Consider the following 27,000-nt stretch of genomic DNA (forward strand, 5'->3'; position numbering starts at 1 on the left):
AGATGATTGATGGCAGGATATAAGGTTCCCGGTTTCGCCGATCGCGCATCGGCCTCGCGCGATGCCAAGGCGGCTGCGCTCGAAAAGCTGCGCAACAAGGCCGCGCCCGACCCGGCGGTGGTCGCCGCCCGCGCTGCCGCGCGCGAGGCCAAGGAGGCCGCCGAGGCCGAGCGCCGCGCCGCGCACAAGGCTGCGATCGAGCAGGAAAAGGCCGCGCGCGAGGAAGCCCGCGCCAAGGCGAAGGCCGAGGCCGAGGCCGCTGCGGAGGCCGCCGCTGCCGCCGCACGCCCGCCGGTCGTGCCGACCGCCGCCGAGCTGAAGGCCGCCCGCGACGCCCGCTACGCCGCTCGCAAGGCGCGCCAGGGCAAATGACCCCGCGCGAGCTGCTCGGCATTGCCGAAGTGCCGGGCGGCGAGCCCCTGCGGCTGTTCCGCCGGGGCAAGGACTTCATGATCGTGCTCGATCGCAACGAGCTGATGAGCACGCGGATGAGCGGCTCCGAGGTGGCGTTGGGCACGATGACCTGCGACCGGCTGGGCGGGCGCGCGGCGCCGCATCTGCTGATCGGCGGCTATGGCATGGGCTTCACCCTGCGCGCCGTGCTGGCCAAGCTGGGGCGCGATGCGCGGATCACGGTGGCCGAGCTGGTGCCCGGCATCATCGAATGGGCGCGCGGGCCGATGGCGGAACTGACCGCCGGATGCCTGGACGACCGCCGCGTCACCCTGGCAATGGGCGATGTCGGCAATGCGATCTATGCGGGGCGCGGGGCTTATGACGCGATCCTGCTCGACGTCGACAACGGCCCGGACGGGCTGACCCGGCCGGACAATGACGGGCTCTATTCGCTCCGTGGACTGGACGAGGCCCGCGTCGCGCTGCGCCCCGGCGGCGTGCTCGCCATCTGGTCCGCCGCGCCTGATCCGGTATTCACCCGGCGGCTGTCGCGCGCGGGCTTCACCGTCGACGAGGTGAAGGTGCGCGCCCGAGAGAACGGCAAGGGCGCGACCCACACCATCTGGTTCGCCACGCCACGCTGAACGCGATCGTCGCCCCGGCAAAGGCCGGGCCGACCGTCATAGGCGGGGCTTACTCCCCATCCTCTTCCCGCTTCGCCCCGTCCAGCTCACGGCGAAGACGCTCCTGCTCCGCCGCATCCCGCTGTTTCTCGGCCCTGGTCCGGCCGAAGCGCGCGCGGTTTTCCGTCGCCTGCTGTTCGGCCTGCCGCCGGTCGCGGGCCTTTCGCGCCTGACGGAAGTTGACGATCTCACCCATCAGCGCCGCCGCCACCGCCGGAACAGCCCCTTGCGGCTGCTCAGCGCCTCGAACATCTCGTCGGGGCTTTCGGGATCGAGGACCTCATTGTCGGCCAGCCATTCCTCGACGCTCGACAGATCGGGCACTTCATAGGGGCGCAGCGTCCGCCCCTCGGCTCCGCGCAGCGCCTCGACCGCCGCCATCAGCGCGCCGGTCCGTTGCACCGCCGCCTGCACCTCGGCGGGGCTGGTGCCCAGATGCTCGGCGAGCAGGTCGTCGCGGATCGCCCCGATCCGTCGCCCCGCCGCGCTGTCGGGCTCGACCGCGATCGCCAGGTCGCATTCGGTGTCCAGCCGCATCGAACGGTTGTTGAGATTGGACGAACCCAGCCGGAACACCCGGTCATCGGCGATCAGGATCTTGGCATGGCAATAGATCGGCTCGCCCCCCGCCGTGAACGGATGATAAATGCGGAAACGCCCGTGCCGGTCGCGCCGCCTGAGCGCCTCGACCAGCCGCGCGCGCGCCGTGTCCATCGCGATCGGCTCTAGCCAGCCTTGCGCAGTCAGCGGATTGACGATGACGAATTCGGGGCCATTCTCTTCGTCCAGCCGCCGCGCAATCGCCTCGGCGACGCGGCGCGACGCGAAATACTGGCTCTCGATATAGACATAGCGCTCCGCCCGCGCGATCTGCGCCAGGAACAGCGCCTCATTCTCGTGCACCGGCGTCTGGTCGTCCATCTCGGGCATGGTGCGCGCGATGGCGACGGGCTGGTCGAGAAAGTCGGGCTCCAGCCCCTCGGGCCAGCAGCTTTCGCCCGGCGAGGCGGGGGCCATGCGCTTGCCGCCGGCGGCGTGCCAGCGTTCGCGGAACAGCTCGCCCAGCGCATGCGTCACCGGCCCCTCCACCGCGCTGATCGCGTCGTGCCAGGGCTTGTAGGGCTGGCCGCCGGGCCGCTTGCGACCGGGATCGTCGTCGCGATGCTCGCGCGTGTCCCAACGGTCGCTGGTCATGTCGATCCCGCCGCAAAAGGCGAGCTTGTCGTCGATGATGACGATCTTCTGATGATGCGAGGCCGCGATCGGGTGATGGCCGTCGAGCTTGGTATGGATGCGCTTGTGCGCCATCCATTTCATCACCGTGAAGAATGTCCGCCCCCGGAGCAGCGACTTGATCGCGCCGGTGTCCCAGCGGAGCAGGAAGATTTCCAGCTCCGGGTTCCGCTCGACCAGCGAATAGATGAAATCGCCGACGGATTCGTTGGGGGACTCGTCGTGATCGAGGACGATGCGCGCGTCGAAATCCCATCCGATCAGCAGGATCTGCTTGCGGGCGCCGAGCATCGCGCGGCGGGCCATCCGGAAATATTTCTCCGCATCGATGATGACCGCCATGCGCTCGGCCTGCTCGATCCGCCAGCACTCCTGTCCGACCTTCAAACCCGATCTCCCCGTCTGCCTGCGTCCACGACCATCTCATGCCCACGCCCTGCCGGGCTGGCAAATGGCCAAACGGTTGCGATGGCGAAATGGTCCGTGGGAACGGCGATCAGGTCTTTGTGAATATCCGATAGCGGGTCGGGCGCAGGTTCAGCACATCGCCCGCCCCGGCGCTGGCGTCGACGGGCAGGTCGAAGGTCAACGGCTCGGCCAGCCCCGCCATCGTGGCGGTGATCCGACGCGACCGGCCGATCGGGCGGCTCGTCTCCACCGTGACGGCCAGCGCATCGGGGGCGCCGGGTTCGACCAGTTCGACATCATGCGGCCGGATATGAAGCTCGCCCGCCCCCTGCCCCTGGCCGGTGTCGGGCAGCACCGTCTGCCCCTGCCCCACCATCGCCGAACCGTTCGACCGGGTGACGGGCAGGCAGTTGGTCTCGCCGATGAAGGACGACACGAAGGCGGTGGCCGGTTCGGCCTGCACCTCATGCGGGGTGCCGATCTGTTCGATCACGCCGCCGCGCATCACGACGATCCGGTCGGCCAGTTCCAGCGCCTCTTCCTGATCGTGCGTCACGAAGATCGAGGTCAGCCCTGTCTCGTCATGGATCCGCCGCAACCAGCCGCGCAGATCCTTGCGAACCTGGGCATCGAGCGCGCCGAATGGCTCGTCGAGCAATAGCAGGCGCGGCTCGATGGCCAGCGCACGGGCCAGGGCCACGCGCTGCCGCTGCCCACCCGACAGCTGCGCGGGATAGCGGTCCCCGACATCGGGGAGCTGGATCAGGGCGAGCAGTTCGGCGACCTTGGCCGTGATCGCCGCCTTGGCCGGACGGTCGCGCCGTTTCCGCACGGTCAGGCCGAAGGCGATATTCTGCGCGACCGTCATGTGGCGGAACAGCGCGTAATTCTGGAACACGAAGCCGATCCGACGCTCGGCCGCGGGCGTATCCGTCATGTCCTGCCCGTCGAACAGCACATGACCCTCATCGGCGAAGTCCAGCCCCGCAATGGTCCGCAGCAGCGTCGTCTTGCCCGATCCGGACGGGCCCAGCAGCGCCAGGAACTCGCCCGCCCGCGTCTCCAGCGACACGCGGTCGAGCGCGGTGAAGCCGCCGAAGCGACGGGAAATATTCTCGACGACGATGCTCAATGCGCGGCTCCCGCCCGGTGGATGCCGAAACGCCATTCCAGCACGGTCTTCACTCCCAAGGTCACGAGCGCAAGCGAGGCGAGCAGGGACGCCACCGCGAACGCGCCGACAAAGTCATATTCATTGTACAGGATCTCGACATGCAACGGCATGGTGTTGGTCAGCCCCCGGATATGCCCCGACACGACCGACACCGCGCCGAACTCGCCCATCGCGCGGGCATTGCACAGGAGCACGCCGTAGAGCAGCCCCCAGCGGATATTGGGCAGCGTGACATGCCAGAAGGTCTGCCACCCGCTCGCCCCCAGCGACCGCGCCGCCTCCTCGTCGTCGCGGCCCTGTTCGGCCATCAGCGGGATCAGTTCGCGCGCGACGAAGGGAAAGGTGACGAACACGGTCGCCAGCACGATGCCAGGCACCGCGAAGATGATGCGGACGCCATGCTCGGTCAGCCACGGCCCCAGCCACCCTTGCGCCCCGAACAGCAGCACGAAGATCAGGCCCGACACCACCGGCGACACCGAAAAAGGCAGGTCTATCAGGGATATGAGCAGGCTTTTTCCACGAAAGTCGAACTTGGCGATCGCCCAGGAGGCCGCCACGCCGAACACCGCGTTGACCGGCACCGCAATGGCGGCGACCAGCAGCGTCAGGCGGATCGCGGCGAGCGCGTCGGGGTCCGCGATGGCCGCGACGAAGACCTGCCATCCCTTGGCCAGACCACCCGCGAACACCATGACGAGCGGCAGGAACAGGAACAGCGCCAGAAAGGCGAAGCCGGTGCCGATCAGCGCCCAGCGCGCCACCGGGCTTTCGACGGTGGTGGGGTTGGAACCGCTCATCGCGTCCCCCGCTTGGCGCGCCACGCCTGGAGCAGATTGACGAACAACAGCATCGCGAAGGACAGCACCAGCATCACGCACGCGATGGCGGTCGCGCCGTCATAGTCGAACTGCTCCAGCTGGGTGATGATCAGCAGCGGCGCGATCTCCGACTTGAAGGGCATGTTGCCCGCGATGAAGATGATCGAGCCATATTCGCCGACCCCGCGCGCAAAGGCGAGCGCAAAGCCGGTCAGCAGCGCGGGGGCGATGGCGGGCAGGATGATCCGGCGAAAGGTCTGCGCCCGCGTCGCGCCGAGCGTGGCGGCCGCCTCCTCGACATCGCGCCCCAGATCGGCCAGCACCGGCTGTACCGAGCGAACAATGAACGGCAAACCAATGAAAACTAAAGCAATGGTGACACCCACTGGCGTATAGGCGACCTTGATCCCCAGCGGTGCGAGCAGCGACCCGATCCAGCCATTATCCGCATAGAGCGAAACCAGCGCGATGCCCGCCACCGCCGTCGGCAGCGCGAAAGGCAGGTCGACCGCGGCATCGATCAGCTTCTTGCCGGGAAATTCATAGCGGACGAGGATCCAGGCGATCAGCAGCCCGAACACCGCATTGACCGCCGCCGCCGCCAGCGCCGCACCGAAGCTGAGCCGATAGGCGGCCAGCGCGCGCGGCGACAGGCCGACCGCGGCAAAGCCGTCCCAGCCCATGCCCGCCGCGCGTATGACCAGCGCGGACAGCGGCAGCAGGACCACCAGCCCCAGCCAGAACAGGGTCATCCCCATGGTCAGGCCGAAGCCCGGCAAGGCGGATCGGCGCGTCGAAGCCCGCATCCGGATCAGCGCTTCCTGCCGCCGGCATAGATGGCATCGAATACGCCGCCATCGGCGAAGAAGCGCTTCTGCGCCGCGCCCCAGCCGCCAAAGTCGCGGATCGTCACCATGTCCAGCTTGGGAAACACCGCCGCATATTTCGCCAGCACCGCCTGGTCGCGCGGGCGGTAGAAGTTGCGCGCGACGATCTCCTGCCCTTCGGGCGTATAGAGGAATTTGAGATATTCGGTCGCGACCTTCTCGGTGCCATGCGCCTTGGCATTGGCATCGACCACCGCGACCGGCGGCTCGGCCAGGATCGAGATGGAGGGGACGACGATGTCGAACTTGCCCGCGCCCAGCTCCTTCTCCGACAGAAGCGCCTCATTCTCCCACGCGATCAGCACATCGCCCAGGCCGCGTTCGACAAAGGTCGTGGTCGCGCCGCGTGCGCCCGAATCCAGCACCGGCACATGGGCGTAGAGGTCCGCGACATAGCGCTGCGCCGCCGCCTCCGAGCCGCCCGCCTTCTTGCCATAGGCCCAGGCGGCCAGGAAATTCCACCGCGCGCCGCCGCTGGTCTTGGGGCTGGGGGTGATGACCTGCACGCCCGGCTTCACCAGATCGGCCCAGTCGCGAATGCCCTTGGGATTGCCCTTGCGGACCAGGAACACGATGGTCGAGGTATAGGGCGCGCTATTGTCCGGCAGGCGGGCCTGCCAATCGGCCGGAAGCAGCTTGGCCCGCTCGGCGATCGCGTCGATGTCATAGGCGAGCGCCAGCGTCACCACGTCCGCCGACAGCCCGTCGATCACCGATCGCGACTGCTTGCCCGATCCGCCATGGCTCATCCGGAACGAGACGGTCTGCCCGGTCTTGGCCTGCCATTGTTTGGCGAAGGCGGCGTTGACGTCCTTGTACAGCTCGCGCGTCGGGTCATAGCTGACGTTCAGCAGCTCGACCGAGCCCTTCCCGCCGCCGCTGCCGCCCCCCGAACAGCCGGACAGGCCAATCGCCCCGATCATCAACGCGGCAAGGCTTGCCGAAAATGGTGCTCGCATCTGGACCCGTCCCTTTCGTTTCGGTGCGTAACCTATCTCGATCCCCCCGATAGGAAATGCCGGAAAGCTTGGGACGCACAAAGCCCTGCTTTTGCTCCCTCGATCCCGACAGAAGCCCGGTCCGGCCTCCTTCGCCCTTGCATCGGGCGCGGACAGGGCCGATCTCCCGCCCGCATCATCCCCTTATTCCCTGGAAAGGACGCGCATGACCGCGACTGATTTCGACGTGAAGACCGGCCTGTATATCGCGGGCGAATGGCTGGGCGCGGACGGGCGCGAGACGCAGGCGGTGCTGAACCCCGCCACCGGCCAGCCGCTGGGCGACCTGCCGCTGGCGACCAAGGCGGACATGGACCGTGCGCTGGAAGCCGCCGCGCGCGGTTTCGAGACGTGGCGCAAGACCGCGCCGCAGGAGCGTGCCGCCATCCTGCTGCGCACCGCCGCGCTGGTCCGCGAGCGCGCCGAGGATCTCGCCCGCCTCGCCACGCTGGAGGAAGGCAAGCCGATCGTCGAGGCACGCGGCGAGGTGGCCGCCACCGCCGCGCTGCTGGAATTCCATGCGGGCGAGGCGGTGCGCATCTATGGCCGCGTCCTGCCTCGCCCCACCGGCACCCGCTCGCTGGTGCTGCACCAGCCGGTCGGGCCGGTCGCGGCTTTCTGCGCCTGGAACTTCCCGGTCATGAACCCGGTGCGCAAGATCTCGCCCGCCATCGCGGCGGGCTGCTCGGTCATCCTGAAGCCCAGCGAGGAGACCCCCGCCAGCGCGATCGCGATCATGCGCTGCTTCCAGGATGCGGGTCTGCCCGGCGACGTCGCGCAGCTGGTCTTCGGCGTGCCCGACGCGGTGTCGCGCCACCTGCTCGCCTCGCCCGTCACCCGCAAGCTCAGCTTCACCGGATCGGTGCCAGTCGGCAAGCACCTGTTGAAGCTGGCCGCCGACACGGTGATGAAGTCGACCATGGAGCTGGGCGGGCATGGCCCGGTGCTGGTCTTCGACGATTGCGACCTCGACAAGACGCTCGATACGCTCGTCACCCACAAGTTCCGCAATGCGGGCCAGGTCTGCGTCGCGCCCACCCGCTTCCATGTGCAGGAGGGCATTTACGAGCGTTTCGCCAAGGGCTTTGCCGAGCGCGCCGCCGCACTGAAGATCGGTGACGGCCTGTCGAGCGACACCCAGATGGGCCCGATGGCCAATCCCCGCCGCCCCGAGGCGATCGGCGCGATGATCGAGGATGCGGTGCGCTCGGGCGCGCGGATGCTGACCGGCGGCGAGGCGAAGGGCGGTGACGGCTTCTTCTTCGCGCCGACCGTGCTGGCCGATGTGTCGCTGGACGCCAAGGCGATGAACGAGGAGCCGTTCGGCCCGATCGCGCTGATCCGCCCCTTCGCCACCACCGAAGACGCCATTGCCGAGGCGAACCGCCTGCCCTTCGGCCTGGGCGCCTATTGCTTCACCGAGAATGGCCGCCGCCAGAACCAGCTGGGCGACGAGATCGAGGCGGGCATGGTCGCGATCAACACCGTACGGCTCAGCTGGGGCGACGCGCCCTTCGGCGGGGTCAAGGAAAGCGGCTATGGCTCCGAGGACGGCCCCGAGGGCATCGCCAACCACATGATCACCAAGGCGGTCCATATCGCCTGACGCATCCGGCCCGGCGCGCTTCGGCGGGCCGGGCCGTTTCGCCGTCATTTCGCTGTCGCAAGAAAAATGTCAAAAACCCTCTTGGCAGGTCGAAAAAGCTCGGCTAACAGCGCGCCACCAGACGGGGACATCGCTTCCCCGCCATGCCGCAGACCGGCATTGGACGCATAGCTCAGTTGGTAGAGCAGCTGACTCTTAATCAGCGGGTCCTTGGTTCGAGCCCAAGTGCGTCCACCATTTTCCATATATCTTTACATATGCTTCGCCAAGAGGCCTAGGCATAACCTCATCGTCATGACGGGTCCGTGGGGGCCTCTCCGACAAAGCGGAGCAGGCGCCGAAACGCATGCCCCCTCGCTCACTTACCGCGCCCCCTGCCCCGAAGGCGGCACCGGCGGGGTCGATGACCTGGCGTCACTCACCGCTTCGTCATACCAGCCCGCCAGATCGGCCTTCATGCTCCGCAGCGCATCGGGGTTCAGGTAGGTCATATGCCCCGCCGGATAGTAGGTAAAGCGCAGGTTCGCCTGCTGCGCGGGCTCCAGCATCATATGGCCCAGGTCGTTCTCGGTGCCGAAGAACGGCGTCGCCATGTCGTAATAGCCGTTCATCGACAGCACCTTCAGATACGGGTTCGCCCGCATCGCGGCGGCCAGGTCGATCGCGGTGTTCGGGTTGTTCTGCGACCCGTCGGGCGCCTTGTGCTTCCAGTTCCAGGTCCAGCCCGCCGCATCGCGCGCCGACAGGCGATAGGGCAGCTCGGTCTTGTAGCCGAGCGTCGATTGCAGATAATCCTGGAAGGACGCGATATAAGCGCCTGAAATCGCATCCGAAGAGGCGTCCGTCTCCGGCCGTTCGCCCGCCGCGTCGGTGTCGATGCCGAGGTAGCGCGAGTCGAACCGCCCTACCGTCCGCGCCGAGCCGCGCAGCAATTCCTTCTGGAAGCGCGGCAGGTCGATGCGCAGGTTCGCGCGCTTGATGAAGTCGGGCGACAGGCCGATCAACCGGCTCATCTGCTCGGCGATCTGGTCGCGCTCCTGGGGCGAGATGCTCTGCCCCTTGGCCAGCGCGGACATGTACGGGCCCACCGCAAAGGCGCGCGCCTGCGCCACCACGGTCGCCACATCGGCGGGGCGGTCGGGCAGGCGGTTGTGATACCAGGCGGTCGCGGCGTAGCTGGGCAGGTAATTGAGATAGACCTGATCCAGCCCCGGCTGGCGATAGCCGTAATTCATGATCGAGCTGAGCAGGATCACCCCGTTCAGCGCCATGCCCCGCTCCTGCAACTCATAGGCCAGCGCGCCCGAGCGCAGCGTGCCATAGCTTTCGCCCAGCAGGAATTTGGGGCTCATCCAGCGGCCATATTTGGTGACGTAGCGCTGGATCGCCTTGGCGAAGACGTCGACATCCTCGTCCACGCCGTAGAATTGCGCGGGCTTCATGTCGCCCAGCGGCCGCGAATAGCCCGATCCGATCGCATCGAGGAAGACGAGGTCGGTCTTGTCGAGCAGCGAATCCGGATTGGGCCCGACATCATAGGGCGCGGGCCGGACGAATTCCGGGCTGGTGGTGCGGATGCGGATCGGCGCGAACGATCCCATGCGCAGCCAGAAGGAGGGCGAACCCGGCCCGCCATTATAGAGGAAGGTGATGGGTCGCTTGGTGCCGGGCTTCACCCCCTCCAGCGTATAGGCGGTGTAGAACATCGAGGCGGTCGGCTTGCCCTCGATATCGCGGACGGTCAGCGTGCCCGCCGAGGCGACATAGGGATAGGCGCGGCCGCCCAGGGTCACGCTGTCGCGGTGGCGGACCTCGGCTTCATCGAGCGGCGCGCGGGCCCAGGCGGCCTCGACCTCGGCCTTGGCCGCCGCTTCGTGCGAGGATTTCTTCTCTCCCTCTTCCTGCGCGGCAAGCGGCGCGGTCAGGGCGGTGGCGGCGAGGAAAAGGGCAAGGCTGTTGCGGATCACGAAGCGCTCACGAATGAATGACGGATAAGTCATCGTTTCGTGTTTCGTCGTTCAAGGCAAGCGGGTTGCGCGGGCCCCGCCCCTCCCCTGCCAGACGGCTCCCTCCCCAGGCCCGATCGACATTCGGCGATGCCCTTCCTTCCCTCGCCCCTCGCAGAGGGGAGAGGGTTGCGCAGACTTGGCCTTTGCGAAAGCAAAGGCTTAGTCGGAGCTGGGTGAGGGGTGGGCGCTCGCAAGCGAGCGCGCGAGCCTTTGGGCTCGCTCGACCCCTCACCCAAGCTGCGCTAGCCAGCAGGCTGGCAAGCTTCGCTAACCCTCTCCCCTTTCCAGGGGAGAGGGGAAGAAGAGGATCGGGATCAGCGTGCCAGCCAGGCCTCGACCGCAGGCTTCAGCCGGTCGGCGACCGCCTTGCGCACCGCGATGGACGAGATGGCGCGCTTGGCGCCGCCGCGCGACCCTTCGGGCAGGTTGGCGGCGGCCCAGGCCTCGATCTTGCCGGGCATGGCGGGATCGTTCGACCCGGCGCCCAGGCCGACGATGAAGGTCGCCCGGTTGCTCTCCTCGAGGAAGCTGTCGACCAGCGACTTGTTCGCCGCCGCCCAGTCGAACGCCATGTCGGGATGCGCCCCCGCGATCGAACGGAGCAACGCCGCACGCTGCGGCGGAGTGAAGGTGTCGTTCTTCAGGACGCTCAGCGCCCGGCGCGCCGCGCTCTCGTCCTCGGCATAGCCCAGCAGCGAGACATAGCGGTTCTTGACCACCGGATTGCGCTCGGCCTTGGCCAGTTCGTACAGCCGGTCCCACTCGGCCGGGGTGGCGCGGGTGGCATAGGTCGCCAGAATCGGCTGGCGGATCGCCGCCGGGATCGCGTTGGGATTCTTGGCGAGCGCCCCGACATAGCCGCGCGCGCGTGCCGCGACCATCGCGTCGCCGCTGGTCCCCAGCCGCCCGATCAGCGTCTCGCGCAGGTTGGAGACGAGCGCGCCCTCATCGGGCTTGGCCTCGAACCCGATCCGCGCCAGCACCGGCGACAAGAGAGCCGCGATCTTCGCGCGCAGCGGCTTTTCGAGCGGCGTGCCCTCATACAGCCCGTCGAGGCGCGACAGCTCGCCAGCCACCGTCTGCCATTCCAGCGGGCTGGCTTCGGGCGACACCTGCGCCATCAGGTCGAACCAGCGACCCAGGCTCTGATAGCCGCCCGCCGCCAGCGCATAATCGTCGCCCAGCGTGCCCAGGCGATCCTCCAGCGCCAGCCTGGCATAGTCGCGCACGATCGCGGCATGGCCCGCATCGTCGTACATCACGCGGGTATAGGAGCCCTTGCCCCGGTTCAGGACCAGCGTCCCGCACCCGCCGACGCTGACCGGCGTCGGCGTCGCGCCGGTGACGATGGCGCTGGTCTCACCGCCGCCGATCGTGGCGATGCGGATGGGCACATGCCAGGTCTGCGGCGTCTTCGAGGCTTCGTCCAGGCCGAACCGGCCTTGCGCCAGCATCGCCACCGTCTTGCCACCCTCGCAACGCGCGCCCGACAGCGTGACCAACGGCACGCCGCCCTGCAAGGTGAAGTCGTGCGCGATGGTCGCGACATTGGTGCCCGACGCCTTGGACAGTTCCTCCCACAGCTGTTCGGTCACCGTGTTCTGATACTTGTACTTGGCCATATAGGCGCGGATGCCCTTGCGGAACGTGTCCGCGCCCAGCGTCGATTCGAGCATCCCGATCACCGCCTGCCCCTTGAGATAGGTGATGCTGTCGAACGCCTCGCCGATCTGGTCGACCGTCTCGACCTTGCGGATGATCGGATGGGTGGCGCTGGTCGCGTCGATGCCCATCGCGGATTCGCGCTCGCCCGCGATGCTGGCGGCGGCGGCCTTCCAGCTGGGGTTCAGGTCATTGGACGCCTTGCCCTCCATCCACGAGGCAAAGCCTTCGTTCAGCCACAGATCGTCCCACCAGCGCGGGGTGACGAGGTCGCCGAACCACTGATGCGCCATTTCATGCGCGACGACGGTGTGGATGCGCTGGCGATTGCTCTCGGTCATGACCTTGGGGTCGAAGAGCAGCTCATTCTCGAAATAGAAGATCGCGCCCCAATTCTCCATCGCGCCGAAGAACTGGCTGGACCCCGGCCCCGCGATCATGTCCATCTTGGGCAGCGGATAGGGCGTGCCGAAATAATCGTTATAATAGGCGAGCAGCTTCGACGCCGAGGCGAGCGAATAATCGCCCTGGTCGACCACGCCCTTGCGGCTGACGACGCCGATCTGGACGCCGTTCGCATCCACCGTCTTGCGGTCGAGATTGCCCGATCCGAAATAGAGCAGATAGCTCGACATCACCGGCGTCTCGTCGAACCGATAGAGCTGGCTGCCATCGGCCTGCGGCGTGATCGAGGAGGCGGGCATGTTGCTGATTGCGCGCTGCCCCTTGGGCGCGGTGGCGGTCAGTCGGAACTTCGCCTTGAACGCGGGCTCGTCCCACATCGGCGCGAAGCGGCGCGCGTCGGGGGCCTCGAACTGGGTCGCCAGCATCCGGTCGGGCGTGCCGTCGGCATTGGTATAGTCGATCGCGAACAACCCGTTGGCCGAGCGGTTGATCGTGCCGGTCCAGGCGAAGCCGACCTTGTGCCGCCCCGTGCTCGCCGCCTGCGGCAGCGTCAGGGTGAGCGTCTGCGCATCCTTGTCGAGCGCGAAGGGCACCGGCTTGCCGTCGAAGGTGGCGCGGGTGATGGTCAACTCGGCGGCGTTCAGGACGATGGTCGCGGTGGCCTGGCGGACATCGACATCGACCGTCTCCTCGCCCGAGAAGCGCATCGCCTTGGCATCGGGACGGATCGAGATGTCGTACAGCACGGGTGCCACCGTCTGCGGCAGCTGGCCCGCCGCCAGCGCCGGGGTGGAAACGGTCAGGGCAAGCAGCGCCGAGAGGGCAGACTTCATTACGATCAAGGCCTTTCCATAGGGATCGGCAAATCTCTACGCGCTCACCCGCGCAAAGCAAATGACGGTCATGTCACATAGTCTCATGGGCCGGGACACGGGAGGGCTGGACAGCCTTTACGCTTACGTTATCGTCAAGGCATGACCCAGCCTCGCTCCCCCCTGCCCCCTGCCCTGAGTCGCCTGACTTTGCCCGTGATCGGGTCGCCGCTGTTCATCATATCCCATCCGGACCTGGTGATTGCCCAGTGCAAGGCGGGGATCGTCGGCTCCTTCCCGGCGCTGAACGCACGCCCCGCCAGCCAGCTCGACGAATGGCTGCACCAGATCACCGAGGCGCTGGCCGCGCATGACCGCGACCATCCCGATCGCCCCGCGGCCCCCTTTGCGGTGAACCAGATCGTCCACCGCTCGAACGACCGGCTGGAGGAGGATCTGGCGGTGTGCGCCAAGTGGAAGGTGCCGATCGTCATCACCTCGCTCGGCGCGCGCGAGGATGTGAATGCGGGCGTATCGGCCTGGGGCGGGATTACGCTGCACGATGTGATCGACGACCGCTTCGCGCGAAAGGCGATCGAAAAGGGGGCGACCGGCCTGATCGCGGTGGCGACCGGCGCGGGCGGCCATGCGGGGCGCCTGTCCCCCTTCGCGCTGGTCCAGGAAATCCGGCAATGGTTCGGCGGCCCTCTGGCGCTGGCGGGGGCGATCGCCACCGGCGATGCGGTGCTGGCGGCACAGGCGATGGGCGCGGACTTCGCCTATATCGGCTCGCCCTTCATCGCGACGGTCGAGGCGCGGGCCGCACAGGCCTATAAGAAGGCGGTGGTCGACGGCCATGCCCGCGACATCGTCTATTCGAGCCTTTTTACCGGGGTGCACGGCAATTATCTGCGCACCTCGATCGTCGCGGCGGGGCTGGACCCCGACCATCTGCCGGACGGCGATGCGGCGCATATGGATTTCGGCGGCGGACAGGCCGCCAAGGCCTGGCGCGACATATGGGGCGCGGGCCAGGGGATCGGCGCGGTCGATGCGATCGTCCCCGCCGCCGATCGGATCGCGCAGCTTCGCCGCGAATATGACGCCGCGCGCGAGCGGCTGCTAGGCGGTTCCGCCTGACGGCCATCGACATTCAGACCCCCTTCTCCCCCTCTCCCCTGGACAGGGGAGAGGGATAGCGGAGCTTGCCAGCCTGCTGGCTAGCGCAGCTTGGGTGAGGGGTTGAGCGAGCCTTCGGCTCGCGCGCTCGCCAAGCGAGCGCCCACCCCTCACCCAGCTCCGACTAAGTCTTTGCTCTCGCAAAGACCAAGTCTGCGCAACCCTCTCCCCTCTGCGAGGGGCGAGGGAAGAAAAGGCATCGCTCAGTTGCGATCCGCCTAGAAGGCACGGTCCAGCCGGGCGTGCAGGGCGCCGACCGGGCTGGTCGAGGGGGGCTCTTCGTCCGCCATCTGGTCGAGCCGGTCCAGCCGCCGGTGGAGGTCGAGGCTGGCATGGATCAGCATCCGCGCGCGGGTCGGCAGGCTGGCTACGACCGCCTCCTCCGACTCGGGCGACGCGCCGAGCCGCCGGACGGGCTCGCGCGCCTGCGACCAGCTGATCTCCCCCGCCTCGACCGCGCGCTGGGTCAGGACCCAGGCGATGACGTGCATCAGCCGTGTCGTGACCTTGAGCGACTCGCAGGAAAAGGCCACGCGCGCGATCGGGTCGAGTGTGCCGCGTTCGTCGCGCCCCGCCTCGTCGAAATAACCACGTGCCGATTCGGCCAGCAGCATCGCCTCGGCATAAAGGCTGTCGATCAGCCGTGACTGGAACTGGGACCGGAACGCCGCGCAAAGCATGGCGCCATCGCTCGCACGACCGCCAAGGATCGGACAAGCCCCGGAAATCCGGCCCCTTGTCCCGTTACGACGCGGTCAGGCGATGATGTCGGGGATCAGGCGATCCTCCAGCTCGGCCAGCTCGTCGCGCAGCCGCAGCTTGCGCTTCTTCAGGCGCGCGATCTGCAACTGGTCGGGGGTGGCGGATTGCAACAGGGCCGAAATCGCATCGTCGAGATCGCGATGCTCGACACGCAACATGTCGATGCGCGCGCGTGCCAGCGTGACGTCCATCCTGCCCCCTTTTCGACGCGACCGACGCAGGGTTGCGCGTCGATCCGCCCCACCTCTAGCAAGGCCGGGCGATGCGCGCGAGAGGCCTTCGCATCGTCGCACGGATCGGCTCGCTTGGTCGATTCTGACGAAATTGAGGGGGGACAGACGCGCATTTTGGTGTTTTACTTCCTGCCCCAAAGCAATGGATCAGGAGGTTGAAGCCCTATGCATACGGCGCATCAAACGGCCCTGGAGACCAAGCACGCGACGCTGGACCGGCGAATCAGTGCCGAGACGCAACGCCCCGTGCCGGACGCGATGATCCTGGCGGATCTCAAGAAACAGAAGCTGAGGCTGAAGGAAGAGATACAAGGCCTGTAACCCTGACCGGCCGCGCGGGTCACACCGACCCGCCGCGGCCCTTTCGGCGCGCCGACCGCGCCGTCACGATAGGCCATGGCGATCATCGTCGAGCCGGACGCCCGGAGGCGTCCCGCCAACGCCCGTCACCCAACGCTCAATAGGTAAAGGGTCGAGTCCGCCCGGCCATGTTGGGCTTGGCATATTCCGGCGTCGAGGTGCCGCCGCCCACGGGCTTGCGGACCAGCTTCGGATCGATTGGCCGGTCGAAGGCCACCCCGACCCGCCCCTGGGTACACCAGGCGACCCGCCCTGCGACCAGACCGATACCGCGCAGGTCGAACTGGATCGGCGTGCCGATTTCCACCGCGACCGGCAGTTCGGCCATCAAGCCGCCCTCGGAGATGTTGCGCACCCGGACTTCGCGCGTCGCCGGATCGTCGCCCAGCGTCATCGCCGCCATCAGCAACAGGCTATCGCGACGTCCGTTGCGGTGGCCTTCGTCCAGTTCGTCTTCCGCCATGTCAGCCCTGCTGTCAGGCGTACGGCCATCGCGTCCATGTCGATGCCCGTGGCGCCCGTATGTCTCTCGCGCCGTCATGCGATAACCGCATGCCGATTGCCAAGCCGTTAATGCGAAAACCGGCTGGATCCGCCCGCGCTGACCGGCCCCGACTCCGCAAGAGAAGCGGGGGCCGCCATCACGCCTCAGTCGTCGCGTGAGACCTTTTCGTTGCGCTCATGCCGTTCCTGCGCCTCGACCGTCATGGTCGCGATGGGCCGCGCTTCCAGGCGGCCCAGGCTGATCGGCTCGCCGGTCACTTCGCAATAGCCATATTCGCCCTCGTCGATGCGACGCAGCGCGGCGTCGATCTTGGAGATCAGCTTGCGCTGGCGATCGCGGGTGCGCAGCTCGATCGACCAGTCGGTTTCGCTCGATGCGCGATCGGTCAGATCGGGTTCGCGCAGCGAATCCACCTGAAGCTGAGACAGCGTTCCCTGCGCCTCACGCTGGATCGATTCCTTCCAATCGATCAGCTTGCGCCGGAAATAGGCCTGTTGCTTCAGGCTCATGAACGGCTCGTCCGCACTGGGACGATAGTTTTCGTCGAGATCGTTGGCCACATCCGGGCCTGTGGAGTCCGTCACGTGATTAAACACCGTCGCCATACCACTCTCCCAAAGGGCCCGTCGGTGCGACACCCCGCACCGCGTCCCCGGGGCCGCCCCCTGATGGTCGAGAGCGCCTATAGTCGGTGCCACCGTCTGCCGCAAGCGACCGGCATTTCATCGAAGTTCGAATTTCTATAATAAAGTTGCAAACTTAACGCGAGATGCACGAAACCATCGATTGCAAAGGATTTTCCAGACCCGATCATCGAAATACGGGCGCGATGCAACAGGGCGATCGGACGGCTGCGCGCGCGCCAACCGACCGCCCAGAACCTGCGGCACGACATGCCCGCGAATCCCATAACTGAACGTGGCCGGGCATAAGAGGCTTGGAGCTTAAGCCTTTGTTGGTCACTATGATGACAGGATAGGGTGCAAAAGCCGTGCGGACGGTCGGGAGAACCGGATGCCGCCATATTGTGCCGTTTGAGGAATTGTGGATGTCAGTGCGAATGGCCTTGGCGAAGCTGACGGCATGTGCCGCCGGTGGCGCCGTGATCGGCGGCGGTGCCGTCCACATGGTCGAAAGTCCCAAGCGCCCGCCGCTGGTCAAGCAGACCAAGGTGAAGAAGCGGATCGTCCATCGCCGGCCCAAGGCGCCGCCGCGTCGCATCGTCACCCGCCGCACCGTCACCACCACCACGCCGCCGCCGACCATCGTGACCGTCACGACCCAGGCGCCGCCGATCCCCGTCCCCCTGCCCGATGCCGGTCCGGCGGTCACGTCCGGCGGCGGCTATGTCCCGGCGGTGATCGGCGGCTGGGGCGGCGGCGGCGGTTGGGGCGGCGGCTTTGGCGGCGGCTTCGGATTTGGCGGGGGCTTTGGCGGCGGCGGATCGAGCGGCAACATCGTGATCTCGTCGACCAGCAGCGGCGGGTCGACCTCCACCTCCTCGGCCTCGGGCGGTTCGGGTGGCTCGGGCGGGTCCTCCTCGTCCACCTCCACCGGCGGGGTCAGCAGCACGTCCTCGTCGGGGAATGTCTCCAGCACATCGTCGTCGGGCAACGTGTCCAGCACGTCGTCGAGCGGCAACGTCTCGTCAACCAGTTCCTCGTCGGGCAATGTCAGTTCGTCGACGTCGAGCGCGTCGAGCGCCTCCTCGGCATCCTCCGCCTCGTCGGCATCGTCCGGGGGCTATGCGTCGAGCAGCAACGGCTGGTCCTCGAACGGTTCGTCGGCCAGCTCCGCCTCCTCGGCCTCAAGCGCGTCGTCCGCGTCCAGCGCCTCGTCGGCCAGCAGCGCGTCGTCGTCGGGCAACGGCAAGCCACCCTATACGCCGGTGCCCGCGCCGCCGATGATCCTGCTCTTCGGCAGCGCGGCGGCGGCCCTGGTCATCCGGCGGCGGCTGGCAGCCAAGGCAGGCTGAGCCGCGCCGCCGCCGGGGACGGTCGGTTACGCCTTTTGCAGCGCGGCCTCGATTTCCGGCACCGGATGGCCGGTCAGGTCCTTGGCCAGTTCGCCGACCAGCCGGTCGCTGACTTCCTTGTGATAATGTTTGCGCAGTTCGCCCAACGTCCGGGGCGGCGCGACCACGATCAGCGATTCGAACTCATTGGCCAGCGCGCGGCGCTTCAGCATGTCGGCCGTCTCCGCCGCGAAGCGATCCTCCTCCTGCTGGTGATAGTCGGTTTCGCCCATCGACCCGCGCGAGGCGGCGAACTGCGCGCCCTGCCCGCCGCCACCGGCCTGGTTCGATCCGCCCTGCGCGATGGCGGGCGCGCCGGGGCCGCTCTGGGTCGAGGAGGCCGAGCCCGCGCGATCGGTCTTCTGGTCGCGATCAGCGGGGTTGGGATGCTCCACGGCATGCTCGACCTTCAGATTGGGATATTCGGCATCCCCCTCGTTGCGGAAGAACAGGCTCTTGCGACCATCGACGACCAGTACGAAACTGTTATGCGGCACCTGCATCGCGTCTCTCCTTGATTGCGCAGCAAGGTTAACGCGGACGCGTCGCCACGGGTTGCGTGACGGCGGAGCCGGGGCCATAGCCTCCGCCCCATGCACGACATTCGCCTGATCGGGGCCGACCCCGCCGCCTTTGACGCCGCACTCGCCAAGCGGGGCGCCGCCCCCCTGGCCGACTCGCTGATCGCGATCGACGAGCGCCGCCGCGCGATCATCGCCGAGGCGCAAGCCGCGCAAACCCGCCGCAACGACCTGTCCAAGCAGATCGGCCAGGCCAAGGCGGCGAAGGACGAGGCACGTGCGCAAGCCCTGATGGACGAGGTCGCGGCGCTGAAGGCGAAGCTGCCCGAGCTGGAGGAGCAGGAGCGCGCCGTGGAGGCCGAGCTGAACACCGCGCTCGCCGCGATCCCCAACCTGCCCGCTGCCGACGTGCCGCAGGGCGCGGACGAGAATGACAATGCGCTGGTCCACCAGAAGGGCGAGCCCACCAGCTTCGCCTTCGAGGCGCGCGAGCATGACGCAATCGCGCCCGCGCTGGGCATGGATTTCGAGACCGGCGTGGCGCTGTCCGGCGCGCGCTTCACGCTGCTGCGCGGTCCCATGGCGCGGCTGTCGCGCGCGCTCGGCCAGTTCATGCTCGACCGGATGACCGAGCAGCACGGCTTCGAGCTGGTCCAGCCGCCGCTGCTGGTCCGCGACGAGGCGGCGTTCGGCACCGGCCAGCTGCCCAAGTTCGCCGAGGACCTGTTCCGCACCACCGACGGCCGCTGGCTGATCCCCACCGCCGAGGTGTCGCTGACCAATATCGTGCGCGAGGCGATCCTGAGCGAAGCGGAGCTGCCGCTGCGCTTCACCGCGCTGACCCCGTGCTTCCGCTCGGAAGCGGGGGCGGCGGGGCGCGACACGCGCGGGCTGATCCGCCAGCACCAGTTCGATAAGGTCGAGATGGTGTCGATCACCACCCCCGACCAGTCGGATGCCGAGCATGAGCGGATGACGGCGGCGGCCGAGGGCGTGCTGGAGGCGCTGGGCCTGCCCTATCGCCGGATGCTGCTGTGCACCGGGGACATGGGCTTCTCGGCGGCGCGCACCTATGACCTGGAGGTCTGGCTGCCCGGACAGGCGCGGTATCGCGAGATTTCGTCCTGCTCGACCTGCACCGATTTCCAGGCGCGGCGGATGATGGCCCGCTATCGCCCGACCGAGGGCAAGGGCACGCGCTTCGTCCATACGCTCAACGGATCGGGACTGGCGGTCGGCCGGACGCTGGTTGCGGTGATCGAGAATTACCAGCAGGCCGACGGCTCGGTCGTGGTGCCCGAGGCGCTGCGCCCCTATCTCGGCGGACAGGCGGTGCTGGAGCCGCGCTGATGCGCATCCTCCTGACCAACGACGACGGCTATCACGCGCCGGGGCTCGCCGCGTTGGAGCGGATCGCGGCGACCTTGTCCGACGATGTCTGGATCGTCGCGCCCGCCGAGGACCAGTCGGGGACCAGCCGCTCGCTGACGCTGACCCGGCCGATGCGACTGCGCCAGTTCGGCGAGCGGCGCTTCGCGGTGACGGGGACGCCGACCGACTCGGTGCTGATGGCGCTGGGCGAGGTGATGGCGGATCATAAGCCCGACCTGATCCTGTCGGGGGTCAATCGCGGCGCCAATCTGGGTGAGGACGTGTTCTATTCCGGGACGGTCGCCGCCGCGATGGAGGGCGCGCTGGCGGGTATCCGCTCGATCGCGCTCAGCCAGCGCTATCCGCATCAGGGCAAGGGCGATGCGGTGTCCTTCGCCACCGCCGAGGCGTGGGGCGAGCGGGTGCTCCGGCCGCTGCTGACCCGTGATTTCGGGCCGCGCACGCTGGTCAACGTCAATTTCCCGCCGGTCGCGTCCGAGGCGGTGAAGGGCATCCGCGCCACCCGCCAGGGCCTGCGCGACTATGGCCGCGCCAGGCTGGAGCGGCGCAGCGATCCGCGCGGCTACGACTATTACTGGCTGGCGCTGGGCCGCCTGCCGCACCAGCCGGGGGACGATACCGATCTGGACGCGATCGCGGACGATCATATCGCGGTCACGCCGCTTCATCTTGATCTGACGCATCAAACATCGCTTGCTATGCTCGACGCGGCATATCGCTGACACAGTGCCTGGGGGGAAACGGGGCGTGGATCGGAGTTTGAGACTATCGGGGGGCGTGGTCGGAATCGGCCTGTTATTGTCGGGCTGCATCCCGAACATGGAGCCGCCGGACGGCCCCGCCCCGCCCGTCGCCCAGCCAGCAGCCCAGCCCACCGCACCGCCCCCTTCCGTGGAGGCTCGCCCGCTGCCGCCGCGCCAGCCTGTTCCGGTCCGCCCGACCGCGACCGTGCCGCCCCATGCGACCGGCACGCGGCCGCCGATCCGGCGATCGGTGCCGGTCCGCCCGGCCGTTCGCCCACCCGTCGCGGCAATGCCGGTCCGGCCCGTGCCGACCCCGGTGCAGGCGCACGCGCCCTCGCCGCCTGCGCCGCGTCCCAGCTGGGAACTCCATCCGGTCACGCCCGACGCGCAGGTGATCGAGGGGTCGACCTATATCGTCAAGCCGGGCGACACGCTGCGCGTCGTGGGCGACCGGACCGGCGCGGGGACCGAGGCGATCGCGCGCGCCAACGGCCTGCCCCCGCCCTATGTGATCCGCACGGGCCAGAAGCTGATCATCCCCGCCGGGCGCTTCCACCTCGTCCGCCCCGGCGAAAGCGGCATCGCGATCGCGCGCGCCTACGGCGTGCCCTGGTCGCGGATCGTCGAGGCCAATGCCTTTGCCGAGCCCTATGTCCTGCGCGCCGGGCAGCGCATCCTGATCCCCGGCAATCCGGTCAGCGCGCCGCTCAGCAGCGCGGCCGAGCGCGCCGCCGCCTTCACCCTGGACGTCGACGACATCCTGACCGGCGGCGAGCCCGCGCTGGCGAGCAACCAGGCCCCCGCCCGGCCCAGCCCGACGCCGCGCCGCGTCCTGCCGCCGACCGCCGTGGTGGCGGCGCCCGCCCGGCTCAGCTCGGGCTTCGCCTGGCCGGTCGAGGGCCGCGTCGTCAAACGCTTCGGCGCGGGGCCCAGCGGCGAGCGCAATGACGGGATCAAGATCGCGGTGCCCGCCGGCACGCCGATCAAGGCGACGGCGGACGGCGTGGTCGCCTATGTCGGTGACGGCATCGCCGCGCTGGGCGGGCTGGTCATCGTCAAGCATGGCGGCGGCTGGACCAGCGTCTATGGCCATGCCTCCAAGCTGCTCGTCCAGCGCGGGCAAAGCGTGAAGCGCGGGCAGACGCTGGCGCTGTCGGGGCAGAGCGGCTTTGCCGAACGGCCCGAGCTGCATTTCGAACTGCGGCGCGGGCGCACCCCGGTCGACCCGCTGAGCCAATTGCCCGGACGCTGACCCCTCTTATCCGAATCCTGAACGCTGCCTAACGGCCGGTTCAGGATTCGGAACGCCACGACCTGTCATAGGTTGAAAACGACATGGGGCCGTTGCCCCCGGGAGTTGGCGTATGAAGAAGATGTTCCGGATGCTGGCCATGATGGGCCTGTCGGTGGCGGGTGTCGCGACCACGACCGCGCTGCCGCTCTCCAACGCGCAGGCCCAGTCCTGGCGCGATGACGGGCCGCGCCGGGATCGCGATCGCGACCGGGCCGAGTGGCGCCGCGACGATCGGCGGGACTGGCGGGACGACCGGCGCGGCGAACGCCGTGGCTGGCGCGACGATCGCGGCTGGCGGGGCGACGACTGGCGCGGCCGTCGCGAGGCGCGCGTCCAGCGCGAGATGGACCGAGCCCGCCGCACCCCCGGCTATGTCGATCCGCGCTCGCAGGGCGACTATACCAATTACAACGGTCGCGGTTATCGCCCCTGCCGCTATGTCCGCCAGAATGGCCGGACGCTCTGTCGCTAAGCCCTTCGTCGGAGGGTGACGAATGCGGATCGGCGGTGTAACGAGTCAGCCCTATGGCATACACGTCCGATCTGCTTCGCACCCTGGATGAACGGGGTTACGTCCACCAGATGACCGATGCCGCCGCGCTGGACAAGCTGGCGGCGTCGGGGGTGGTGCCCGGCTATATCGGTTTCGACCCCACCGCGCCGTCGCTGCACGTGGGCAGCCTGGTGCAGATCATGCTGCTGCGCCGGATGCAGCAGACCGGGCACAAGCCGATCGTGCTGATGGGCGGCGGCACCGGCAAGATCGGCGACCCCAGCTTCAAGGACGAGGCGCGCAAGCTGCTTGGCGAGGACGGGATCAAGGACAATGTCGCCTCGATCAAGCGCATCTTCGAACGCTTCCTGACCTTCGGCGACGGCCCCTCCGATGCGGTGATGGTCGACAATGCCGACTGGCTCGACAAGCTGGAATATATCCCCTTCCTGCGCGAAGTGGGGCAGCATTTCTCGGTCAACCGGATGCTGTCGTTCGATTCCGTGAAGCTGCGGCTCGACCGCGAGCAGTCGCTCAGCTTCCTCGAATTCAACTATATGATCCTCCAGGCGTACGACTTCCGCGAACTGGCGCAGCGTCATGGCTGCCGTCTCCAAATGGGCGGGTCGGACCAGTGGGGCAATATCGTCAACGGCATTGAACTCGCCCGCCGCATGGACGGGACCGAGGTGTTCGGCGTCACCACCCCGCTGATCACCACGGCGGACGGCGGCAAGATGGGCAAGACCATGGCCGGTGCGGTCTGGCTGCACGAGGACCAGCTACCGCACTTCGATTACTGGCAGTTCTGGCGCAACACCGACGACCGTGACGTGGGCCGCTTCCTGCGCCTGTTCACCGACCTGCCGCTGGACGAGATCGCCCGGCTGGAAAAGCTGGAAGGCGCGGAGATCAACGAGGCCAAGAAGATCCTCGCCAACGAAGCCACCGCCATGTGCCGGGGCCGCGCGGCGGCGGACGAAGCGGCGGAGACGGCGCGGCGGACCTTCGAGGAAGGCGCGGCGGGTGCCGCGCTGCCCAGCTTTGCCGTCGCGGGCGGATCGATCACCATTGTCGATGCGCTGATCGGGCTGGGCTTCGCCAAGTCCAAGGGCGAGGCACGCCGCCTGATCGCGGGCGGCGGCGCGCGTGTCGATGGCGAGAAGGTAGCGGACGAGAATGCCGTCATCGCGGTCGGCGGCGAGCCGGTGAAGCTGTCGTCGGGCAAGAAGAACCATGGGCTGCTGACGGCCGGGTGATTCCCCTGGCCTTCGACTTCGGTCAGGCTGAACGGGGGTTGAGGTCCTTAAACCCCTCAACAACCTGTTCCCCGGCGAAGGCCGGGGCCCAGTTTCTACGTCGCCGAAGAAGCGGGATAACAATGCGTGGGAGGCACCTTCCTTCCACCACCAACGACCAGCAACTGGGCCCCGGCCTCCGCCGGGGTATGGGCCCCCTCAACCCCGCCGAACCACCACCGCCCCCGCAATCACCAGCGCGACACCGATGACCTTCCCCAAGGTCACCGGCTCCACCCGCACCCCAAACAGCCCGAAATGGTCGACGATCAGCGCGGCGACCAGCTGGCTGGCGATCGCCGCCGTCAACGCCACCGAAATCCCCAGCCTCGGCGCGGCATAGGCCAGCACCGCCACGAACCCCGCGCCATAGAAGCCGCCCAGCCAGGCCCAGCCCGGCGCCCCCTTCAGCGCCGCCGGACTGGTCCGATCCATTGCCGCCCAGGCGACCGCCAGTACCACCGTTCCGATCAGGAACGAGGTCAGCGCCGCCAGCACGACCGACCCCGACACCTTGGCGAGTTCGGCATTGGTCGGCGGCTGGATGGCAAGGCCGATACCGGCGATCAGGACGAGAATAAGCGGAAAGACAGCAGCCATCCGCGCTCAACGCCAACCAAGCCGCTTCGTTCAGCCCGAGCGCAACAGCGCCACGCCCGCATCCCGCTCGAACAGATAGAGGGCGGTCCGCGCCGCCTGGCCGCGCGGAGCCTCCAGCCCGCCGTCGCGGTCGATCAGCAGCCGCGCATCGTCCTGCGCGCATTGCATCAGGTCGGCCATATTCTCAGGGGTCGCGAGGCGGAATGCCATCTCCCCCGATTGCCGCGTGCCGAGCAGTTCGCCCGCCCCGCGCAGCCGTAGATCCTCCTCGGCGATGCGGAAGCCGTCATTGGTCTCGCGCATCAAGGCCAGCCGCGCGCGCGACGTCTCCGACAGATGCGAACCGCGCAAGAGCAGACAGCGCGACAGCCCCCCGCCCCGCCCGACGCGCCCGCGCAGCTGGTGCAGCTGGGCCAGGCCAAAGCGGTCGGCATGTTCGATCACGATCAGCGTGGCGTTGGGCACGTCCACCCCCACCTCGATCACCGTCGTCGCGACCAGCACGCCCAGCCGCCCGCCCGCGAACGCCTCCATCACGGCGTCCTTCTCGGCGGGCTTCATCTTGCCATGGACAAGGCCGACCCGCTCGCCGAACCGCGCCCGTAAGGACTCGGCGCGCATCTCGGCGGCGGCGAGGTCGGACTTCTCGCTTTCCTCGACCAGCGGGCAAACCCAATAAGCCTGACCGCCATCGGAAAGATGCCGCCCGAGCGCGTTGACCACCTCGTCCAGCCGATCCTCGGACACCACCCGCGTCTCGATCGGCTGGCGACCGGGGGGCATCTCGTCCAGGCGGCTGACATCCATCTCGCCATAATTGGCCAGCGTCAGCGTGCGCGGGATCGGCGTCGCGGTCATCGCCAGCAGATGCGGCGGCGCCTTGCCCTTGGCGGACAGCATCATTCGCTGCGCCACACCGAAGCGGTGCTGTTCGTCCACCACGACCAATGCCAGGTCGCGATAGGTCACGGTTTCCTGGAAGATGGCGTGGGTGCCGACGAGAATGTCGATCTCTCCCGCCGCCAGCGCCATCAGCGTGGCCTCGCGCGCCTTGCCCTTGTCGCGGCCCGTGAGCACGGCGATCTCGACCGGCAGCCCGGCGAGCGTCTTGCGGAGCGTCTCATAATGCTGACGCGCGAGGATTTCGGTCGGGGCCAGCATGGCAGCCTGTGCTCCGGCCTCGACCGCGATCAGCATCGCCATGGCTGCCACCAGCGTCTTGCCCGCGCCCACATCGCCCTGGAGCAGCCGCAGCATCGGCGCGTCCTGCGCCAGATCGCCCTCGATCTCGCGCACCGTCCGGCTCTGCGCGCCGGTCAGCGTGTAGGGCAGCCTGAGCATGTCCCTTAAGCGTCCGTCGCCGTTCAGCGCCCGCCCGCGTCGCTTTCGAGTGTCGGCGCGCACCAGCGTCATCGCCAGCTGGTTCGCGAACACCTCGTCATAGCCCAGCCGCTCGCGCGCCTTCGCATCGGCGGGGTCCGCATGGATGCGGGCGAGCGCCTCCCTCCAGTCGGGCCAGCCGCGCTGCGCCTTCAGCCCCGGCTCGATCCATTCGGGCAGGTCGGGCGAACGCTCCACCGCCTGCGCCGCCAGCGCGCCCAGCCGTCGGGAGGTGATCCCCTCCGACAGCGGATAGATGGCCTCGCGCTCGCGAAACCCCTCGGCGCTGTCGCCCAGGTCGGGATGGACGATCTGCAAATCCTGGCCGTACAGGTCGAGCCGGCCCGACACGACCTTGGTCTCGCCGATCGGCAGCAGCTTCTTCACCCAGCCCGAATTGCCGCCGAAATAGACGAGCGCGACGCTGTTGCCGCGCGCATCCTCCGCGCGCACCCGTGTCGGCCCACGCGGGGAGGAGGAAACGCGGTGCTCCTTCACGGTCAGCGGGATGGCGATCACCCGCCCCGCGTCCGACACCATCAGTTCGTCGCGGGGAAAGCGGTCGATATGCCCGGTCGGCAAATGAAAGGCGACATCGACCACGCGCGCGATGCGCAGGCGTTCGAGCGGCTTGGCGAGGCCGGGCCCGACGCCTTTCAGCGACGTGACCTCGGCGAACAGCGGATTGAGGATATCGGGACGCATGACTAGATGGGTCTGTATAGCCTACCCGCCGCATGTCGCCAGAGCGTGCGGACAATCTCGTCCGATCGGAGCCCCATGGACCACGAAACCCGTATCAAGCGCCTCCGCTTCCGCGCATGGCATCGCGGCACCAAGGAAGCCGATCTGATGATCGGCGGCTTTTTCGACGCGCATCATGAGACGCTGAGCCCGGAAGAGCTCGACTGGTTCGAGGCGCTGCTGGAGGAACAGGATGTCGACATCATGGCCTGGGCCATCGGCACGCAAGCCTGTCCGCCGCAATGGGACGGCCCGGTGATGCAGCGGATGCGCGCGCTGAATTTCGTGCCGATCGCCCGGTAAAACCGTCGCCCCAGCGCAGGCTGGGGCCTTTGGCGGCTATTCTTCCCTTGCCGCACGAGATCCCGGCCTTCGCCGGGATGACGGA

Annotated in this window: 27 protein-coding genes and 1 tRNA gene; 13 read left to right on the forward strand and 15 right to left on the reverse strand. The window is 68.0% G+C overall.

Annotated elements, in window-relative coordinates:
- The first annotated feature begins 9 nt into the window (after window positions 1-9).
- Complete coding sequence (locus ACFX59_RS08550) at window positions 10-372, forward strand: DUF6481 family protein (protein WP_307099536.1); 363 nt, start codon at window positions 10-12, stop codon at window positions 370-372.
- Entirely contained in the window at window positions 369-1,040 is a 672-nt protein-coding gene (locus ACFX59_RS08555) for a spermidine synthase (RefSeq protein ID WP_387431496.1), read from the forward strand. The genes ACFX59_RS08550 and ACFX59_RS08555 overlap by 4 nt, the downstream gene beginning before the upstream one ends.
- A 49-nt stretch (window positions 1,041-1,089) precedes the next feature.
- On the opposite strand, the gene ACFX59_RS08560 is transcribed toward ACFX59_RS08555, so the two are convergent.
- The 6 genes from ACFX59_RS08560 to ACFX59_RS08585 form a co-directional block, all read right to left on the reverse strand.
- A complete protein-coding gene (locus tag ACFX59_RS08560; protein ID WP_387431615.1) occupies window positions 1,090-1,275 on the reverse strand; it encodes a DUF4169 family protein in 186 nt (61 codons plus the stop codon).
- Entirely contained in the window at window positions 1,275-2,654 is a 1,380-nt protein-coding gene (locus ACFX59_RS08565; protein WP_387431618.1) for a phospholipase D-like domain-containing protein, read from the reverse strand. The genes ACFX59_RS08560 and ACFX59_RS08565 overlap by 1 nt, the downstream gene beginning before the upstream one ends.
- A 154-nt stretch (window positions 2,655-2,808) precedes the next feature.
- The gene (locus tag ACFX59_RS08570; protein WP_387431498.1) at window positions 2,809-3,852 is read right to left on the reverse strand and encodes a sulfate/molybdate ABC transporter ATP-binding protein; all 1,044 of its coding nucleotides are present in this window, start codon (window positions 3,850-3,852) and stop codon (window positions 2,809-2,811) included.
- Window positions 3,849-4,694, reverse strand: a complete 846-nt coding sequence (cysW, locus tag ACFX59_RS08575) for a sulfate ABC transporter permease subunit CysW (protein WP_309696189.1) — start codon at window positions 4,692-4,694, stop codon at window positions 3,849-3,851. Before cysW ends, ACFX59_RS08570 begins: the two co-directional genes overlap by 4 nt.
- Complete coding sequence (gene cysT, locus ACFX59_RS08580) at window positions 4,691-5,521, reverse strand: sulfate ABC transporter permease subunit CysT (RefSeq protein ID WP_387431500.1); 831 nt, start codon at window positions 5,519-5,521, stop codon at window positions 4,691-4,693. The genes cysW and cysT overlap by 4 nt, the downstream gene beginning before the upstream one ends.
- A gap of 5 nt (window positions 5,522-5,526) precedes the next feature.
- Window positions 5,527-6,561: a sulfate ABC transporter substrate-binding protein gene (locus tag ACFX59_RS08585; protein ID WP_387431502.1), complete on the reverse strand. Its 1,035-nt coding sequence runs from the start codon at window positions 6,559-6,561 to the stop codon at window positions 5,527-5,529.
- A 205-nt stretch (window positions 6,562-6,766) separates the two neighbouring features.
- On the opposite strand from ACFX59_RS08585, the gene ACFX59_RS08590 reads away from it, so the two are divergent.
- Together ACFX59_RS08590 and ACFX59_RS08595 are read left to right on the forward strand one after the other, a co-directional pair.
- Window positions 6,767-8,206, forward strand: coding sequence for an NAD-dependent succinate-semialdehyde dehydrogenase (locus ACFX59_RS08590; protein WP_387431505.1), 1,440 nt, complete (start codon window positions 6,767-6,769; stop codon window positions 8,204-8,206).
- Window positions 8,207-8,367: 161 nt separating this feature from the next.
- A tRNA-Lys gene (locus tag ACFX59_RS08595) sits at window positions 8,368-8,443 on the forward strand.
- Window positions 8,444-8,568: 125 nt separating this feature from the next.
- On the opposite strand, the gene ACFX59_RS08600 is transcribed toward ACFX59_RS08595, so the two are convergent.
- Window positions 8,569-10,206 (reverse strand): S10 family peptidase, encoded by a 1,638-nt coding sequence (locus ACFX59_RS08600; protein WP_387431507.1) that lies wholly within the window; start codon window positions 10,204-10,206, stop codon window positions 8,569-8,571.
- A 323-nt stretch (window positions 10,207-10,529) separates the two neighbouring features.
- Complete coding sequence (locus ACFX59_RS08605) at window positions 10,530-13,115, reverse strand: M1 family metallopeptidase (RefSeq protein ID WP_387431509.1); 2,586 nt, start codon at window positions 13,113-13,115, stop codon at window positions 10,530-10,532.
- A 141-nt stretch (window positions 13,116-13,256) separates the two neighbouring features.
- Between ACFX59_RS08605 and ACFX59_RS08610 the strand changes: the two genes are divergently transcribed.
- Window positions 13,257-14,234: an NAD(P)H-dependent flavin oxidoreductase gene (locus ACFX59_RS08610; protein WP_387431511.1), complete on the forward strand. Its 978-nt coding sequence runs from the start codon at window positions 13,257-13,259 to the stop codon at window positions 14,232-14,234.
- 257 nt (window positions 14,235-14,491) lie between these two features.
- Here ACFX59_RS08610 and ACFX59_RS08615 read toward each other — a convergent pair whose 3' ends face one another.
- Window positions 14,492-14,953 carry a DUF1465 family protein gene (locus ACFX59_RS08615; RefSeq protein WP_387431513.1) on the reverse strand — a complete coding sequence of 154 codons (462 nt, stop codon included), beginning with the start codon at window positions 14,951-14,953 and terminating at the stop codon, window positions 14,492-14,494.
- A gap of 75 nt (window positions 14,954-15,028) precedes the next feature.
- Window positions 15,029-15,226 carry a YdcH family protein gene (locus ACFX59_RS08620; protein WP_307099560.1) on the reverse strand — a complete coding sequence of 66 codons (198 nt, stop codon included), beginning with the start codon at window positions 15,224-15,226 and terminating at the stop codon, window positions 15,029-15,031.
- Between the two features lie 207 nt (window positions 15,227-15,433).
- On the opposite strand from ACFX59_RS08620, the gene ACFX59_RS08625 reads away from it, so the two are divergent.
- Window positions 15,434-15,589 carry a YdcH family protein gene (locus ACFX59_RS08625; protein WP_307099562.1) on the forward strand — a complete coding sequence of 52 codons (156 nt, stop codon included), beginning with the start codon at window positions 15,434-15,436 and terminating at the stop codon, window positions 15,587-15,589.
- Window positions 15,590-15,725: 136 nt separating this feature from the next.
- On the opposite strand, the gene ACFX59_RS08630 is transcribed toward ACFX59_RS08625, so the two are convergent.
- Window positions 15,726-16,091, reverse strand: a complete 366-nt coding sequence (locus ACFX59_RS08630) for a PilZ domain-containing protein (RefSeq protein WP_307099564.1) — start codon at window positions 16,089-16,091, stop codon at window positions 15,726-15,728.
- A gap of 185 nt (window positions 16,092-16,276) precedes the next feature.
- Window positions 16,277-16,738, reverse strand: a complete 462-nt coding sequence (gene dksA / locus ACFX59_RS08635; RefSeq protein ID WP_307099566.1) for an RNA polymerase-binding protein DksA — start codon at window positions 16,736-16,738, stop codon at window positions 16,277-16,279.
- Window positions 16,739-17,181: 443 nt separating this feature from the next.
- On the opposite strand from dksA, the gene ACFX59_RS08640 reads away from it, so the two are divergent.
- Complete coding sequence (locus ACFX59_RS08640; RefSeq protein WP_354297055.1) at window positions 17,182-18,108, forward strand: PEP-CTERM sorting domain-containing protein; 927 nt, start codon at window positions 17,182-17,184, stop codon at window positions 18,106-18,108.
- Between the two features lie 26 nt (window positions 18,109-18,134).
- Here the strand turns inward: ACFX59_RS08640 and ACFX59_RS08645 are convergent, their stop codons facing one another.
- Complete coding sequence (locus ACFX59_RS08645) at window positions 18,135-18,650, reverse strand: host attachment family protein (protein WP_387431518.1); 516 nt, start codon at window positions 18,648-18,650, stop codon at window positions 18,135-18,137.
- A gap of 90 nt (window positions 18,651-18,740) precedes the next feature.
- On the opposite strand from ACFX59_RS08645, the gene serS reads away from it, so the two are divergent.
- The 5 genes from serS (at window position 18,741) to tyrS (ending at window position 23,849) form a co-directional block, all read left to right on the forward strand.
- Entirely contained in the window at window positions 18,741-20,018 is a 1,278-nt protein-coding gene (gene serS, locus ACFX59_RS08650; protein WP_387431520.1) for a serine--tRNA ligase, read from the forward strand.
- Window positions 20,018-20,782, forward strand: a complete 765-nt coding sequence (surE, locus tag ACFX59_RS08655; RefSeq protein ID WP_387431522.1) for a 5'/3'-nucleotidase SurE — start codon at window positions 20,018-20,020, stop codon at window positions 20,780-20,782. The genes serS and surE overlap by 1 nt, the downstream gene beginning before the upstream one ends.
- A gap of 37 nt (window positions 20,783-20,819) precedes the next feature.
- Complete coding sequence (locus ACFX59_RS08660; protein WP_387431524.1) at window positions 20,820-22,055, forward strand: peptidoglycan DD-metalloendopeptidase family protein; 1,236 nt, start codon at window positions 20,820-20,822, stop codon at window positions 22,053-22,055.
- Window positions 22,056-22,167: 112 nt separating this feature from the next.
- Window positions 22,168-22,569, forward strand: coding sequence for a hypothetical protein (locus tag ACFX59_RS08665; RefSeq protein WP_387431526.1), 402 nt, complete (start codon window positions 22,168-22,170; stop codon window positions 22,567-22,569).
- Between the two features lie 53 nt (window positions 22,570-22,622).
- Entirely contained in the window at window positions 22,623-23,849 is a 1,227-nt protein-coding gene (gene tyrS, locus ACFX59_RS08670; RefSeq protein WP_387431529.1) for a tyrosine--tRNA ligase, read from the forward strand.
- 198 nt (window positions 23,850-24,047) lie between these two features.
- Here tyrS and ACFX59_RS08675 read toward each other — a convergent pair whose 3' ends face one another.
- Together ACFX59_RS08675 and recG are read right to left on the reverse strand one after the other, a co-directional pair.
- A complete protein-coding gene (locus ACFX59_RS08675; RefSeq protein WP_387431532.1) occupies window positions 24,048-24,488 on the reverse strand; it encodes a DMT family transporter in 441 nt (146 codons plus the stop codon).
- A gap of 30 nt (window positions 24,489-24,518) precedes the next feature.
- The gene (recG, locus tag ACFX59_RS08680) at window positions 24,519-26,573 is read right to left on the reverse strand and encodes an ATP-dependent DNA helicase RecG (RefSeq protein WP_387431534.1); all 2,055 of its coding nucleotides are present in this window, start codon (window positions 26,571-26,573) and stop codon (window positions 24,519-24,521) included.
- Window positions 26,574-26,648: 75 nt separating this feature from the next.
- Between recG and ACFX59_RS08685 the strand changes: the two genes are divergently transcribed.
- Window positions 26,649-26,915 (forward strand): succinate dehydrogenase assembly factor 2, encoded by a 267-nt coding sequence (locus ACFX59_RS08685; RefSeq protein ID WP_058716446.1) that lies wholly within the window; start codon window positions 26,649-26,651, stop codon window positions 26,913-26,915.
- The last annotated feature ends 85 nt before the right edge of the window (window positions 26,916-27,000 follow it).

The organism is Sphingomonas sp. NCPPB 2930, from assembly GCF_042867205.1.
GTDB lineage: Bacteria > Pseudomonadota > Alphaproteobacteria > Sphingomonadales > Sphingomonadaceae > Sphingomonas.